The sequence below is a fragment of the Thermoplasmata archaeon genome (genome assembly GCA_015063285.1).
GTDB lineage: Archaea > Thermoplasmatota > Thermoplasmata > Methanomassiliicoccales > Methanomethylophilaceae > Methanoprimaticola.
In genome coordinates, this window is the sequence record SUST01000024.1 from 1 (window position 1) to 14,602 (window position 14,602).

At 50.3% G+C, this 14,602-nt stretch carries 16 protein-coding genes; 15 read left to right on the forward strand and 1 reads right to left on the reverse strand.

The window, feature by feature from the left end; genetic code table 11:
* The first annotated feature begins 1,061 nt into the window (after positions 1-1,061).
* The 15 genes from E7Z62_08595 (at position 1,062) to E7Z62_08665 (ending at position 13,503) form a co-directional block, all read left to right on the forward strand.
* The gene (locus E7Z62_08595) at positions 1,062-1,649 is read left to right on the forward strand and encodes a hypothetical protein (GenBank protein MBE6523159.1); all 588 of its coding nucleotides are present in this window, start codon (positions 1,062-1,064) and stop codon (positions 1,647-1,649) included.
* A complete protein-coding gene (locus E7Z62_08600) occupies positions 1,646-2,416 on the forward strand; it encodes a DUF4065 domain-containing protein (protein ID MBE6523160.1) in 771 nt (256 codons plus the stop codon). Before E7Z62_08595 ends, E7Z62_08600 begins: the two co-directional genes overlap by 4 nt.
* Positions 2,417-2,479: 63 nt before the next feature.
* The gene (gene glmM, locus E7Z62_08605; GenBank protein MBE6523161.1) at positions 2,480-3,829 is read left to right on the forward strand and encodes a phosphoglucosamine mutase; all 1,350 of its coding nucleotides are present in this window, start codon (positions 2,480-2,482) and stop codon (positions 3,827-3,829) included.
* Between the two features lie 78 nt (positions 3,830-3,907).
* Positions 3,908-4,846: a branched-chain amino acid transaminase gene (locus tag E7Z62_08610; GenBank protein ID MBE6523162.1), complete on the forward strand. Its 939-nt coding sequence runs from the start codon at positions 3,908-3,910 to the stop codon at positions 4,844-4,846.
* A 171-nt stretch (positions 4,847-5,017) separates the two neighbouring features.
* Positions 5,018-6,064, forward strand: coding sequence for a Fic family protein (locus tag E7Z62_08615; protein ID MBE6523163.1), 1,047 nt, complete (start codon positions 5,018-5,020; stop codon positions 6,062-6,064).
* A gap of 117 nt (positions 6,065-6,181) precedes the next feature.
* Entirely contained in the window at positions 6,182-6,547 is a 366-nt protein-coding gene (locus E7Z62_08620; protein MBE6523164.1) for a 50S ribosomal protein L7ae, read from the forward strand.
* A 10-nt stretch (positions 6,548-6,557) separates the two neighbouring features.
* Entirely contained in the window at positions 6,558-6,770 is a 213-nt protein-coding gene (locus E7Z62_08625) for a 30S ribosomal protein S28e (protein ID MBE6523165.1), read from the forward strand.
* Positions 6,771-6,775: 5 nt separating this feature from the next.
* The gene (locus E7Z62_08630; GenBank protein MBE6523166.1) at positions 6,776-6,997 is read left to right on the forward strand and encodes a 50S ribosomal protein L24e; all 222 of its coding nucleotides are present in this window, start codon (positions 6,776-6,778) and stop codon (positions 6,995-6,997) included.
* Positions 6,998-7,008: 11 nt separating this feature from the next.
* Entirely contained in the window at positions 7,009-7,458 is a 450-nt protein-coding gene (locus tag E7Z62_08635) for a nucleoside-diphosphate kinase (protein MBE6523167.1), read from the forward strand.
* A gap of 132 nt (positions 7,459-7,590) precedes the next feature.
* Entirely contained in the window at positions 7,591-7,812 is a 222-nt protein-coding gene (locus E7Z62_08640) for a CopG family transcriptional regulator (GenBank protein MBE6523168.1), read from the forward strand.
* Entirely contained in the window at positions 7,809-8,084 is a 276-nt protein-coding gene (locus E7Z62_08645; protein MBE6523169.1) for a type II toxin-antitoxin system RelE/ParE family toxin, read from the forward strand. Before E7Z62_08640 ends, E7Z62_08645 begins: the two co-directional genes overlap by 4 nt.
* 99 nt (positions 8,085-8,183) lie before the next feature.
* Positions 8,184-9,932 carry a translation initiation factor IF-2 gene (gene infB, locus E7Z62_08650; protein ID MBE6523170.1) on the forward strand — a complete coding sequence of 583 codons (1,749 nt, stop codon included), beginning with the start codon at positions 8,184-8,186 and terminating at the stop codon, positions 9,930-9,932.
* Between the two features lie 199 nt (positions 9,933-10,131).
* Positions 10,132-11,511 (forward strand): hypothetical protein, encoded by a 1,380-nt coding sequence (locus E7Z62_08655; protein MBE6523171.1) that lies wholly within the window; start codon positions 10,132-10,134, stop codon positions 11,509-11,511.
* Positions 11,512-11,554: 43 nt separating this feature from the next.
* Complete coding sequence (locus E7Z62_08660; protein ID MBE6523172.1) at positions 11,555-12,694, forward strand: iron ABC transporter permease; 1,140 nt, start codon at positions 11,555-11,557, stop codon at positions 12,692-12,694.
* 5 nt (positions 12,695-12,699) lie between these two features.
* On the forward strand, positions 12,700-13,503 hold the full coding sequence (locus tag E7Z62_08665; protein MBE6523173.1) for an ABC transporter ATP-binding protein: 804 nt from the start codon (positions 12,700-12,702) through the stop codon (positions 13,501-13,503).
* Between the two features lie 45 nt (positions 13,504-13,548).
* Here E7Z62_08665 and E7Z62_08670 read toward each other — a convergent pair whose 3' ends face one another.
* Positions 13,549-14,340 carry a fructose-bisphosphate aldolase gene (locus E7Z62_08670; GenBank protein MBE6523174.1) on the reverse strand — a complete coding sequence of 264 codons (792 nt, stop codon included), beginning with the start codon at positions 14,338-14,340 and terminating at the stop codon, positions 13,549-13,551.
* Positions 14,341-14,602: the final 262 nt, after the last annotated feature.

Consider the following 14,602-nt stretch of genomic DNA (forward strand, 5'->3'; position numbering starts at 1 on the left):
ATTGATCCTTTGTTGGTTAAAGATTATGATCTTTATGCTAATTCTTTATTAGTTTTTAAGTTTACAAGCCTCAAATATATTGATGGATTAAAACATCGTAGTTTCTGTTTTAGTCAGTTATCAAAATTTCATCCTGAGGAAAACAATTTGGATCTCGTAGATTCAAAAGGTGTTTATGATGAGATGGAGGGTGGTTTTATTTCAGATAATGCTGTTGTCGATGTTTTGCCATCATCTGAAAATGCTCATGATGCTAGTTTTACTAGCAACCTTCAAAAGGCTCTTAGTCATGCTTCTGATGTTGAAATCGAGTTTCATTCGCCAGTAGTTGATAGATTTTTCAAGGGTGATTCGTTTCGCAATCTTACATATTCTGAATGGGGAAAAGAGATTCAATATCGTAAAATTCTTTCATTATCAATTCCAGATTTTGAATTGGAATATATTAGCGGTTCCAGCGTATATTTCAAACTTAATCAGGAATATTTGAAAAACTTTAGAGAATCGTTTCCATACGAGTGTGTAGCAGTGTTCTCAATGTGGGATATACATAACTATGTTAGCGATCTTGCTGAGAGCTTTGATATTGGATATACTCCTGTTTATTATTATGATCCAGTTGATACTTCCGGAGCACGTAAACATGCATCCAATATGGTTACGGTTTTCAAAAAAGAAGATTTGCTGATGGTGTCGATTACTCTTCACAAAGAGAATTAAGAATTGCAATTAATAATTACAATAATAACGAAGATCGTTCAATTCTTCCTCGCTCTAACCAATTTGCTCATTTTTGGTCATTTCCTGTTAATCAACTTGACAAGGCACTTTTTCATTTTAATGAGTGGAATACAAACGGGAAGCACGAGTTAAGATTTGTCAATATAGTAAAAGATGAGAATAAATCATGAAAGATCCTTAGAAACTGATAGTTATTATGATGTTAGAGCCTAAAGATATGTATTATATCTAACCAAAATGTCATGCGAACGATAAGGAAGGAAGATGCACTGAAGATGCTTATCAGTCTTACCAATATGATTTCAGTGGTTCATAGTAGGGTGTCAGAAGAATGGATCCAGTTCGCTGAAAAGAACGGTATCGAGCTCTTCAATCAAAAATCTACGAAGGTAGCTGATATAGAGGAAAAGAATCTGATGCCTATCATCAAACAATACACTTCATTCTTGAATAACCGTATCGAGGTCACACAGTTTGACAGCACCGATAAGGAATTCACAATCAACAACCGTATAAAGATCTCCAACTCCATTGAAGAAAAATATGACGACTATCTCAAAAGGGAGGAGGAAGGTAAGGTCAGCATCAATAAGTGCTTCAACGATCTTTTCGGGATACGTGTGATCATCGAATGTGATGAGCTTACGCATACAGATATTTGTAATGAAATGAAAAAGATAGGATTGATGTGTGAGAAGAAGGACGAGGTCCATAAAGACTACAATAACAGATATAGGGCAACTCATATATACTTCAAGAGAGACAACAATACGTTCAAGTGGGAATTGCAGATCTGGAGAAGTGCGGACGAGAGGGAAAACCAGATCTCACATACGCATCACAGATATGAGTACAAGAAATGGGAATCACAGACTAAGGAAGAAATAACGAACGAGAGTGAAAGATGATAAAACATCAGATTCTTTTGAGCAGTTCCTATTCTAAAGGTTCAAGGATTTGTCTGGATTTCCCCGACTGCGATTATAGCGTTGTCAAGGGCGCAATCGACAGGGTCAGCAGCGCATACGATGGGAAGAGGGTATCGTTCAGCACGCATACCATCCATACCGATTCTGCTGACTGGAGTTCCGTCGTCGAAAGGGATCCGTATTTCGATGACGTACAGGTAGTGGAAACGGTTGACGAATTCGTGAAAATCATCCAAGAAGACCGCTATCTGGATGGGATCGATGTGGCCAAATACATCCTGTCCAAGGAAGCCTGCACACATACAAAGGTCGAGAAGTTAACGTATATGTGCTATGCGGATTATCTCTGCAGTACCGGAAAGAAGCTATTCGAGGATAAAGTTTTCGCCTTCATGTACGGCCCTGTAGTAGATACCGTATTTCAGACTTTGAGAGATTACAGTAAGGAGAAGCCGAGTACGTTGATCGATGATACAGTCGTATTCTCGAAGATGAACATTTCGATCCAGATGAGAAGCAGGATACTGTTCGCTGAAGATGGCGAAGAGAAACTGGCATCGATAGAGAAGACCTTGAGTAAGTACAGGTTCATAACAGGGAAAGAACTGGTCGACCTGACCCATAGGGAAAACACACCGTGGGAAGTAACGGTAAGAAAGCACAAGGATCCGTTCGGGGGAAAGCGCCACCTGAAGATCAGAGATTCCGACATCAAGAAGTATCATCATTTCGAAGAACTCTCTTGATAAGATAGTCGAACCTTTCATCAAATCTTCATTATACTCCATCGTTTATGAGGGTGTGATAAGATGAAGATGTTCGGCACCAATGGGATCCGCGGGGTGGCCAATGGCTACCTTAACTGTGAGTTATCTATGAAGGTCGGAAGGGCCATAGCGCATGTTCTGGGCCCAGGACCTATCGCCATTGCTACGGATACCCGTGTTTCGTCGCCGATGATCTTCGCTTCCGTTTCCTCGGGACTCATGTCCATGGGTGTTGACGTAATCGACCTCGGGATGGTGCCTACGCCTGCCCTTCAGTATTTTGTCAAGACACATGACGAAGTCACCGCCGGAGTGATGATAACAGCATCCCACAACCCTCCGGAGTTCAACGGGATCAAATGCGTCTCAGCAGACGGTACCGAATGTTCACATGAGGAGGAATCAGCCATAGAGGATGCTTATGAAGTGGACTTGCAGACAGTTAATTGGGATAAGATCGGGAACATGACCCGCGTGGAGGATGCCGGCGAGAAGTATATCGATGCCATAGTCTCCAAAGTGGATGCCGAGGCAATCAGAAAAGCAAATCTCAAAGTTGTTCTGGACTGCGCCAACGGCGCATCCGTGCACACATCGCCTCTTCTGCTGGAGAAACTCGGGGTATCCGCGGTCGTCCTCAACGGCGAGGCCGACGGGATGTTCCCCGGTCATTACAGCGAACCCGTGGAGGAGAACCTGTCCGAGCTGAAGGAGACCGTCAAGGAGATCCACGCCGACCTGGGCTTTGCCCACGACGGGGATGCTGACCGCTGCGTGTTCGTCTCCGACACGGGAACGTACCTTCCAGGAGATGTCGGACTGGCCTTACTTTCGATCCTATGCGTCAAGAACAGCCAGAAGAAACAGCTGGTATCCACAGTTGCACTGTCCAACATGGTCGAGGATGCCGTCAAAGAAGTGGGCGGAGAGACCATCCGCACCGCCGTAGGCTCCCCCATCGTGGCGAGGAAGATGATCGAGACCGGTGCCCCCATCGGAGGCGAGGATAACGGCGGTATAATCTACGCTGACCATCAGTTCTGCCGCGACGGCGCCATGGCTGCCGCCAGGATGATGGAGTTTGTTGCGAAGAACGGATCCGTCCAGGCACAGGTAGACAAATTACCCAAATATTACACGATCAAGGCCGCAGCTCCCTGTCCAGACGATAAGAAAGCGCAGCTCCTTGTAGAAATTGCAACAGGCCATTCCGCAGAGAAGCTGGATACCACCGACGGACTGAAGATCACATACGATGACGGATGGGTCCTTCTCCGTCCTTCGGGAACGGAACCTAAGTTTAGGATCTACTCCGAATCCAAGTACCCCGACGTAGCCAAGGAAAGGTCGGAGAGGTTCGTGGAAGAGGTCAGGGACATACTCTCATCCTGACCATAATCGTTTATAGTCGCGCGATGGTTGCCCATCTAGCGGCATTCAATAGCAATGCATATCTGAAAAGGTGTTCAAATGGACAAAGCAAAGAAGATTTGGCTCGACGGGAACATCGTCAACTGGGAGGACGCCAAGGTGCACGTCCTCTGCCACGCGCTCAATTACGGTACCGGTATCTTCGAGGGTATCAGGGTCTACAGCACCCCCAAGGGGCCCGCAGTGTTCAGGCTCAAGGACCACATCAAGAGACTCATGGACGGATGCAAGATCATGGGAATCGAGCCCAAGGTCAACGGCAAGCTCATGACAGCTGAGGATATCATCGAGGCCCACAAGGAGATCATCAGGGAGAACGCGAAGCTCGGTTTCACCACCGATTACATCAAGCCTACCGTCTTCCTCTCCGGAGAGGAGGTCGGACTCAATCCTACAAAGGTTCCCTCCTCGCTGTCCATTTGCTGTGTCTACATGGGGTCCTACCTCGGTGAGGACGCAAGCGCCGGAGCCAAGCTCATCACTTCATCCTGGCACAGGCCCGACAACCTCTGTTCCCCCGCTGGAGCGAAGGTCAACGGAACCTACGTCACATCTACCCTTGCAAAGAGGGAGGCCCTCCGCCAGGGAGCTGATGAAGCAGTGATGCTCAACTCCTGCGGACATGTCGCTGAGTGTACCGGAGAGAACATCTTCATCTACCGCAAGGGAGTCATCTATACCCCCTCGGTATCGGAGAGCATCCTTGAGGGAATCACCAGGGACTCCATCATCAAGGTCGCCAGGGACATGGGATACACCGTCATCGAGAAGGAGATCTCCAGATCCGAGCTCATCTCTGCAGATGAGGTCTGGATGACCGGAACCGCCGCTGAGATCGGACCCGTCACAATGATCGACGGAAGGGTCATCGGGGACGGAAAGATCGGCAAGGTGGCAACGGAGATCCACAAGAAGTTCATCGAAATCACCACCGGAAAGGATTCCAAGTACGATGCGTGGCTCGACTACGTGAACTGATCCCAAACTCTTCAGCCCCCGGAAGGGGGCATATTCTCATTAATCCGACTTATTAGGTCTCGAATTGTACATCATGGGGTGTATCGGGAATCAGTGTTTCTGCCCTATTTACAATTATAAATGAGGCAGAATAATAGTAAAATTTATATAATAATAATGTAAAACATATGTATGCACGTCTATGACTACAGCTTCCTCAAGGGTTCTAAGGTGAATTCGGACACCATGGGGAGAGTGGGCAATATAGAACGCATAGACGCGTCTATGGACGCACCTAACGTGTTGGATGAGACCGTCCGCGATGCTTTGGAATTGCGTGCCATGATAATGTCCGTGGCTGATTCGAATGCCATTGAAGGCATCTATACGGATGAGGCTCGCTTGGCAGGCATCATCTCAGGAAACACCGCTCCCAAAGGGCACAATGAGGAAGAGATAGCTGGATACCGCGATGCGCTGAGGCTCATACATCAGGAGCACGAAAGCATCGACATAAGCATCGATTCGATACTGAAGATCTATTCCGTGCTGATGGGTCAGAACCCCAACGCATACCTGGGATTCAAGACGAGGGACAACGCCATCGTCGAGAGGGATACATCGGGGAGGATAACCAAGGTCCACGAACTCGTCCCGGCAGCAGAGGTCGAGGACAATCTCCAGCAGCTCATCTGGGCGTTCCGCGAGGCCAGGGATGATACGGACATCAGCAATCTTCTGCTGATCCCCTGCTTCATCGACGATTTCCTTATGATCCATCCTTTTGCAGACGGGAATGGACGTATGTCCCGTCTTCTGACAACATTGTTGCTGTACAAGGAAGGATATGAGGTATGCAGATACGTCTCCATGGAGTCCAAGATCAACAGCAGCAAGAGGGACTACTATGAGGCCTTGGAGGAATCTCAGAACGGATGGTTTGACAACGCCAATGACTACATGCCGTTCATCTCGTATTTCCTGACCCAACTGTTCCTCTGCTATAGGGAGATGAATCTGGCGATGGCATCGGAGATCAGGGCACATGTCAAATCGGGGGGTTTGGAGCAATTCATGGAGAGGACGGTCATACCGATGTCCAAGAGGGATCTTTGCAGCTTATTCCCATCATTGTCCGAATCAACCGTGGAGCGGGTGCTGGCCAACATGATGGGGGATGGAAGGATCGAGAAGATCGGCGGTTCGAGGAGCACCAGGTATCTGCCGAAGCATAGATGAGTCATCCACTATCTTCGGAGCACTCACCCTTTTATATGATAATAAGATAGGAGGGATGCTCTTACAGAGCCGATGAATAATGATGGCGCCTTTGTGCGCCGGAAAGAGGTAATTGAAATGTCTGTATTTGTTAAATTCGAGACTCCCAAGGAGCTCTCCGACAAGGCATACGCTCTCGCTGAGGCAGCTCGCGACGGCGGTAAGATCAAGAAGGGAACAAACGAGGTCACAAAGGCCGTCGAGCGCGGAACCGCAGCAATGGTCATCATGGCCGTCGACGTCGAGCCCCCAGAGATCCTGGCCCACATGCCCGCTCTCTGTGACGAGAGGAACGTTCCCTACGTGTACGTCCCCAGCAAGGTCGAGCTTGGAGCCGCTATCGGACTCAACAAGCCCGCAGCATCCGTCGCCATCATGGACGTCGGAAAGGGAAAAGCACTTTGTGATGAGATCGCTCAGGCAACCGCAGCCCTCAAGAACTGAGGTGAGCTGAATGGTCGACACTGACAGCATCCCTTCTGAGGTCGTCGAGATCATCGGAAGGACCGGAATGACCGGAGAGGCAACTCAGGTCAAGGTCCGTGTCCTCGATGGACGTGACAAGGGAAGGATCATTACAAGGAACATCATGGGTCCTGTCAGAATGGGTGACATCCTCATGCTGAGGGAGACATCCAGAGAAGCCAGGAAACTGGGTATGAGGTGATTTCGATGGTAGACACATCTAGGAGATGCTCCTTCTGCGGAGCCCCCATCGAGCCCGGTACCGGCAAGATGTTCGTCAAGAAGGATGGATCCATCCTCTTCTTCGACACAAACAAGTGCTACAAGAACATGATCGAGCTGAAGAGGGTCGCTCGTACAACCGAGTGGACCGAGAAGGCAGCCAAAGAGAAGGCGGCCAGGCTCAAGGCAGCTGAGAAGAAGGAGTGAGTTCCATGGCTATGGAGCAGACCTACCTCATGGTGAAGCCCGACGGAGTCCAGCGCGGACTCTGCGGGGAGATCCTCTCACGCTTCGAGAAGAAAGGACTGAAGATCGTCGGTCTCAAGTTCATGGTCATCCCCAAAGATGTTGCTGAGAAGCACTACGGGGAGCACAAGGACAAGCCCTTCTTCCCCTCGCTGATCAACTACATCACCTCCGGACCCGTCATGGCGATGGTCCTCGAGGGAGAGGATGCAGTCCAGATCTGCAGGAACATGATGGGCAAGACCAAGCCGATCGAGTCCGCACCCGGAACCATCCGCGGCGATTACGCAATGGTGACCGGATGCAACATCATCCACGGTTCGGATTCTGTGGAGTCCGCTAAGAGGGAGATCTCCATCTTCTTCAAGCCCGAGGAGCTTGTCACATACGACAGGACCGCGGACAAGTGGATCTACGAGTGAGCACTAAACCATCAAGGGTGGGCCGGCAGGGAACTGTGGGCCCATCCAGCATTTTCATTATTGTCGTTATTGTTCAAATTGTCATATCGAACCGTGGATACTATCTTATAGTATGACAATTGTAATACAATTATGGTATATTCAATAAGATTCTCACCGCGTGAGGAAGCACTCATACAAGAATACGCTGACCTATATCAGATGAAGATTTCCGAAGTCATTAGGAAGCTGACTATAGAGGCGATAGAAGATGAGATTGATGTGAAGGCGTTTGAAGAAGCTAAAGCACGTTATGAGAAGAATCCTGTATCATATTCCCATGAGGAAGTTGGGAAGAGGTTGGGATTCCTTTGAGTTATAGGGTAGAATATAGCGACAGCGCTATGGATTTTTTGATTAAACTCAATAAAAAGAATCCAAAAGATGCTGAAAGGATCTATAATTGGATCGGTAAGAATCTTCAAGGATGCGAGGAACCCCGCAGAATGGGTAGAGCACTTTCAGGCGACTACAAAGGATCTTGGAGATACCGCGTAGGTGATTTTAGGATTCTGACCGAGATACGTGACAATGTTCTTCTGATTTTCATCTTCCAGGTAGGAAAACGTGACAATGTCTATGATTAATCCCTTATTCTGCAAAGCTTAATTACCTGTGTGGCTTTGACGGACCGATGACCTTTATTAAGTGTCATTTAGATTTGGATTACATGGATTGTGGTGGCTATGGCGATAAGACAACCGGTTGTGAGCGTTCTTGGTCACGTGGACCATGGTAAGACAAAGCTTTTGGACAGGATCAGGGGAACTTCGGTGCAGGCCCGCGAGGCAGGCGCCATAACGCAGCACATCGGTGCTACCGAGGTCCCCATAGAGCACATCTACAAGGTGTGCAACCAGCTCATCGGGAACAAGAAGTTCGGCGTTCCCGGATTGTTGTTCATAGACACCCCCGGACATCATTCTTTCATAACGCTCCGCGCAAGGGGAGGTTCCCTCGCGGACATCGCCGTCCTGGTCATAGACATCAGAGAAGGCATAATGCCCCAGACCATCGAATCCATCAGGATCCTGAGGCAGTACAAGACCCCGTTCGTCATAGCCCTGAACAAGGTCGACACCATCGAGGGATGGATCTCCGAGGAGGGAAGGCCCTTCATACTGTCGGAGAAACAGCAGCAGGCCCACACAATCGAGGTGTTCAACGACAAGCTGTACACAGTCATCGCCCAGCTCTCCGAGCAGGGCATCTACGCGGACAGGTACGACAGGATTGATGACTTCACAAAGAACGTCGCATTGGTCCCCATCTCCGCCAAGGAGGGAGAGGGAGTGCCTGACCTGTTACTGGTCCTCATCGGATTGGCCCAGCGCTTCCTTGAATCCCAATTGGAGAAGGGAGAGGGCCCCGGAAAGGGAACAATCCTGGAGATCAAGGAGGAGAAGGGACTCGGAAAGACACTCGATATGATCCTCTACTCCGGTACAATCAAGAAGGGAGACATGGTCGCTCTGGGAACCAGAGGGGCACCAGTCGTGACAAAAGTGAAAGCGATCCTCAAGCCCAAACCGCTGGACGAGATCCGCGACCCCAGGGACAGGTTCGATTCCGTTCCCGTTCTCCATGCTGCGGCGGGAGTCAAGATCTCCTGCCAGAACGTGGAAGGTGTCATCGCAGGCGCCCCCATGCTCGTTGTGAAGAACGAGAAGGATCCCGCGATCAAGACGCTCCAGGAGGAGTCCACGGTCAAGATCGAGACGACCGAGAACGGTATCTCCATCAAAGCGGATGCGGTAGGTTCGTTGGAGGCCCTCGCATTCGAAGCAAAAGCTAACAACATCCCAATCAGGAAGTACGGCGTGGGAGAGATCACACGCAGGGACATAGTTGAAGCAGCTTATGGAGACAAGAAGAACTGCGTCCTTCTCGGTTTCAATTCAACATTATCAAAGGATGCGGAGGCGGAGCTTGCGCTGCACCCTGAACTCAAGGTTCTGACCAATCAAATCGTCTACAAGCTCATCGAGGATTACATCGAATGGGTCGACGAGACCAAGCGGCAGGCAGAGGGCGACAAGAGAGCGGAGTTCTCGTTCCCTGCCAAGTTCAAGATCCTGCCCAACTGCATATTCCGTGCAAATAAACCGGCAATCGTCGGTGTGAGGGTCCTCGCAGGAAGGATCAGGCCCGGAGAGAACCTCATCGGTCCCGACGGCCGTGACTGCGGTAAGATCAGGTCCATTCACACAGGGGAGGAGACACTCAAAGAGGCCAAGCAGGGCGAGGAGGTCGCAGTCGGTATCGACGGAGTCACCGCCGGCAGGCAGATCAACGAGGAGGATGTGATCTACGTCGACCTCATCGGTTCCGCCATCAAGCCGCTGAAGGAAATGGACCTCACCGAGGACGAGAAGATGACCCTCGAGGAGACCATCGCCATCAAGAGGAAGGACGAGCCCTTCTGGGGAATGTGATTCCTTTCGGCGACGGATATAAAGTAAGTCCGTACAGTCAATTTTGATGAACTTGTTGGATGTACTAGCTGTACACTTTAACATTGTTTAATTAATAATCTGGCTATACACAATTAGTCAATTTTATCCATACAATTAATTTTATAGTAAAATTCTGTAATGATTTCTATTGGAACATACATCCAATTGAGGTTATATAATGGATAATAAAACGACAATCATCATAGCGGTCGTTGCCGTTGTGATCATCGCAGCGGTTGCAGCATTCGTTGTGATGAACAACAACGGAGGCGGTTCCGAACCCACAGACGATGACAAGGAATACTTCATCGACACACAGCTCAGGGTCTTCGGAAACGCTGACAACAACGACTATCTTGACAAGGCCGATCTGACATTCATCAAGAACATCGCCGACGGCAAGGAGAAGTGGCATTCTTCCCTCAACCCCTTGGCAGATGCCAACGTCGACGGAAAGGTCGACAGCAAGGACTACGATCTCGTCCAGGCCTTCCTCGACGGAAAAGAGGGAACCATGTACTACGTTGATTGGGACAACAAGAAGAGTTCTGTCGACTACCCCCTCACCAGGGTCCTCACCGACGGAGGAATCCACACCGGATTCAGTACCGGTCTCGACTGGCTGGTCATCTACGGACTTTACGACAAGGTCAAGATGATGTCCAACGGAGACATCGGACCCTCAGACCTTGTGACCGACCTGTATCCCAACATCGACAAGGTGAAGGAGATCCCCGGAAGGCTCACCAACGATATCTACGAGACCATGGTCAAGGACAAGATCAAGATCACCATGGGAGACAAGAGATTCTACGACGAATCCTTCCTCAACTCCGTTGAGAAGAACTTCGCAAACTACAACCTCAACGTCATCAAGCTGCCCATGAACAGGGCGCACGGAGACGTCACCTGGCTCGACTCCTTTATCACCCTCGGAGCGATGTTCAACCTCCAGGACAAGTCGAAGGCATACATCGACTATGTCGAGAAGATCCAGAACAAGGTCATCGAGGCCATCAAGAAGGCAGATGTCGGATCCAAGACCTACATCATGCCCTACTACGCACCCGGCTACGACCTCAACCCCCTCTGGGTAGATGCACATGGAGTCGGAAACGTAGTACTCGCCGATGTCTACACCGTCGAGAAGCTCCCTCTCTACAACGGAGTGAGCGTTTACACCTCTGACGGATTCGATGCACTCGACATCGAGACCATCAAGAAGTACAACCCCAACGTCCTGATCATCAGTTCCTTCGGATATGCGACATCCAAGACCACTACCACCGAGGATTACTTCGAGGATGTCACCGAACTCGCAAAGGAATTCAGGAAGGTCGGTTACACCGGACAGATCGTCAGCATCGCATTCGAGAACTGTACCATGGCAGGATCTTCGTTCGTCCTGTCCCTGGCGAACCTGCTCTGGCCCGACGCTTTCAGCGAGGACGAGGCTTGGGAGATGATGTACGAGTACTACCATGATTTCACCAACTACAAGGGATCCATGGAGGACCTCAAGGCATCCAAGTTCGCCGTTTGGGAGTACGAAGCCTGATCCAATGGCCCCGAAAGGGGCCTGAAACCCTTTAATCGATATTATGAGCGAAAACAAGCTTGAACAGGACATCATCCTCAGCCAGGATGTCATCAGTTCTGTCAGGGAATGGAATACGCCTGCGTCGGAGGACTCCGGACTTTCGGAGACCGTCAGCAAGTTCAACTCAACCATAAGGCGCAAAATACTGTTCATTGTCGCATGCGCCGTAATAATCGTCCTGGTCACCAGCTTCGCCGTGACCGTCGGTGCACTGGACATCGGATTCCTGGAAGTCTACCAGATAATCATCGACCATATTACAGGCAACGTGACATCTGAATACGATTACATAGTGTTCGACCATAGGCTTCCCAGAGTCATCGCGGGAATACTCGGAGGTGCCGGACTGGCCATATGCGGAGTCATCATGCAGAGCGTTCTGAAGAACCCTCTCGCAGACCCTTACACGACCGGAGTTTCCTCGGGAGCGGCATTCGGTGCCACCATCGGGATGAGCATCGGTATGGCCTCGTTCCTCGGGGACAGCGCATTGGTCGTTCTGGCCTTCGTCTTCTCCTTGGTGCCCACCGCGGTCATAGCGATGATGTCCAGATTCTCTAACGCATCGCCGACCACTGTCATCATGGCCGGTATCGGTATCATGTACATATTCAACGCACTCACCACCGTTCTCATGCTGTGGATGGATGCGAGCGCTCTGAACAAGATATTCTACTGGCAGACCGGATCGCTGGCGCTCATCGACGGATGGAACTCATTCCCCGTCATGTTCACCGTGGTCATGGCAGGAATCATCATAACCATGCTGATCTCCGGAAAGCTGAATGTTCTGGCGACAGGGGATGACAGTGCGAAGGCCATGGGTATCAACGCGGACAGGATGAGGCTTCTTACCCTGATCCTCACCGGTGTTGTCAGCGCGGCGATCGTCAGTTTCACCGGACTCATCGGTTTCGTCGGATTGGTGACACCTCACATAGTGAGGATGTTCATCGGTGCTGACAACAGATATCTGGTCCCTGCATGTGCACTGTTCGGTGCGGCATTGATGCTGATAGCGGATATAATTGGAAGGGTGATCATCGCGCCCTCGTCCCTCCCGGTGGGAGTGGTCATGTCGTTCATCGGAGGCCCCGTCTTCCTGTGGATGGTATTGAGGCGCAACAGCAGTGCGTGGTGATACGAATGGCAGAAGTAGTTATCACGAACGTTGATTTCGGTTACAGCGAGGACCACATCGTCCTCCACGATATCAATCTGGAGATACACGAACCCGGTCTGTACTGCATCATCGGACCCAACGGTGTAGGGAAATCCACCATGGTTAAGTGCGTAAGCAAGATCGTCACGCCTCTCAAGGGACAGGTACTGTTGGACGGAGAGGATGTGGCGCAGATGCACCACAAGGATGTTGCCAAGAAGGTGGGATTCGTTCCCGCTTTCTCGCAGGACGCTTTCTCTATGTCCGTCGTCGACACCATCATGATCGGAAGGTTCAACCACCAGAAATGGGGTTCGCGCCAGAAGGATCTGGAGGTCGTCTACAAGACCATGAAGCTGATGCACATCGAGAATCTCGCCTCCAGGAGCTACAACGCCCTGTCCGCGGGACAGCATCAGAAGGTATCCATCGCAAGAGGTCTCGTACAGGAGCCGGAGATACTCATCCTCGATGAGCCCACGGCCAATCTGGACGTGAAATATCAGGTGTATGTGATGGAGATGCTCAGAGCTATCGCCATAGAGAGGGGCATGATAATCATGACCATCTGTCACGATCTGAACATCACATCGAAGTATGCCCATAAGGTTATCATGCTTGCCCGTCCCGGTAAGATCCATGCCGTAGGTACTCCCGAGGAGGTCCTCACAGAGGAGAATATCCGCGAGGTGTACGGTATCAACTGCAGGGTATTCATGGATGAGACCATCAACAAACCTTACATAATTCTGGGTTCGGCCATTATGGGCATGGCCGAGGATTACTAAACAAAAAAGGGGCGGTCCAGGCCGCCCCGGATTTTCTTTATTCTCTCATCTGAGATGCTTCTGAGCTTCCTCGACGGTAGCACCGTGGAGGACGATGTCCGATACGGCGCTCATCATGCCGCGGACGTTCTTGTGCTGGAAGATGTTCCTTCCCATGGACACTCCGTGTCCTCCCGCTTCAAGGGAGTCGTGGACCATGTTCAGTACATCCAAATCGGAATCCATCTTAGGTCCGCCGGCGATCACGACGGGGACCACCGTCCCTTTCACGACCTCTCTGAACGTGTCGATGTCCCCGGTGTAGCTGCATTTGACGATGTCCGCACCCAATTCGGTCGCGACCCTTGCAGCATGTGCGATGGCCTGCGGGTCGAACGAATCCTTGATCTTGGGTCCGCGGGGGTATGTCATGGCGATCAGCGGCATTCCCCACTGGCGGCACTTCCTGGAGACCATTCCCATGTCTGAGAGCATCTGGGGCTCGCACTCCGCACCGACGTTGATGTGTATGGAAACGGCATCGGCACCCATCGCGAGTGCTTCCTCCACAGTGGCGACCAGAACCTTGTTGTTGGAATTGACACCGATGTCTGTGGACGCGGAAAGGTGCAGGATGAGACCGACATCGTGACCCGATGTTCTGTGTCCGAGAGGGACTATTCCCTTGTGCATGAGGACAGCGGTTGCTCCGCCTTCGACCACGTCGTTGACAGTGGTCTTCATATCTGTCAGTCCGGCGATGGGGCCCACGCTGATACCATGGTCCATCGGGACTATTACAGCGTTCCCGCTCGCTCTGTCCATTATCCTCTCGATCCTGATGTTCTTTCCGTACATTTCTGTCACCGTGCTACGTGTTAGCACGCCACACTATAGTAGCGTCGTATTTAACCGTTTGGGTAAACCGATTGTTGACTGCAGTATTAAGGGTTTATATGCACAAACTCATGGTAAATTGTCGGTTTCTGAAATGAACAGAAAAACTGACGAAATCGTTTCAAGGGATGGGAAATGCTCTGTATGATCGCCGCGCAGCACAAGCGATGTCAACCCATCGATTTCGCGGTATTCATTACGATGAACATAAACATGCATTTTC

Coding starts and splice junctions, on each gene's coding strand:
- E7Z62_08600 (MBE6523160.1), top strand. CDS start 1,646: ATGATAAAACATCAGATTCTTTTGAGCAGTTCCTATTCTAAAGGTTCA.
- glmM (MBE6523161.1), top strand. CDS start 2,480: ATGAAGATGTTCGGCACCAATGGGATCCGCGGGGTGGCCAATGGCTAC.
- E7Z62_08610 (MBE6523162.1), top strand. CDS start 3,908: ATGGACAAAGCAAAGAAGATTTGGCTCGACGGGAACATCGTCAACTGG.
- E7Z62_08615 (MBE6523163.1), top strand. CDS start 5,018: ATGCACGTCTATGACTACAGCTTCCTCAAGGGTTCTAAGGTGAATTCG.
- E7Z62_08620 (MBE6523164.1), top strand. CDS start 6,182: ATGTCTGTATTTGTTAAATTCGAGACTCCCAAGGAGCTCTCCGACAAG.
- E7Z62_08625 (MBE6523165.1), top strand. CDS start 6,558: ATGGTCGACACTGACAGCATCCCTTCTGAGGTCGTCGAGATCATCGGA.
- E7Z62_08630 (MBE6523166.1), top strand. CDS start 6,776: ATGGTAGACACATCTAGGAGATGCTCCTTCTGCGGAGCCCCCATCGAG.
- E7Z62_08635 (MBE6523167.1), top strand. CDS start 7,009: ATGGAGCAGACCTACCTCATGGTGAAGCCCGACGGAGTCCAGCGCGGA.
- E7Z62_08640 (MBE6523168.1), top strand. CDS start 7,591: ATGGTATATTCAATAAGATTCTCACCGCGTGAGGAAGCACTCATACAA.
- infB (MBE6523170.1), top strand. CDS start 8,184: ATGGCGATAAGACAACCGGTTGTGAGCGTTCTTGGTCACGTGGACCAT.
- E7Z62_08655 (MBE6523171.1), top strand. CDS start 10,132: ATGGATAATAAAACGACAATCATCATAGCGGTCGTTGCCGTTGTGATC.
- E7Z62_08660 (MBE6523172.1), top strand. CDS start 11,555: ATGAGCGAAAACAAGCTTGAACAGGACATCATCCTCAGCCAGGATGTC.
- E7Z62_08665 (MBE6523173.1), top strand. CDS start 12,700: ATGGCAGAAGTAGTTATCACGAACGTTGATTTCGGTTACAGCGAGGAC.
- E7Z62_08670 (MBE6523174.1), bottom strand. CDS start 14,340: ATGTACGGAAAGAACATCAGGATCGAGAGGATAATGGACAGAGCGAGC.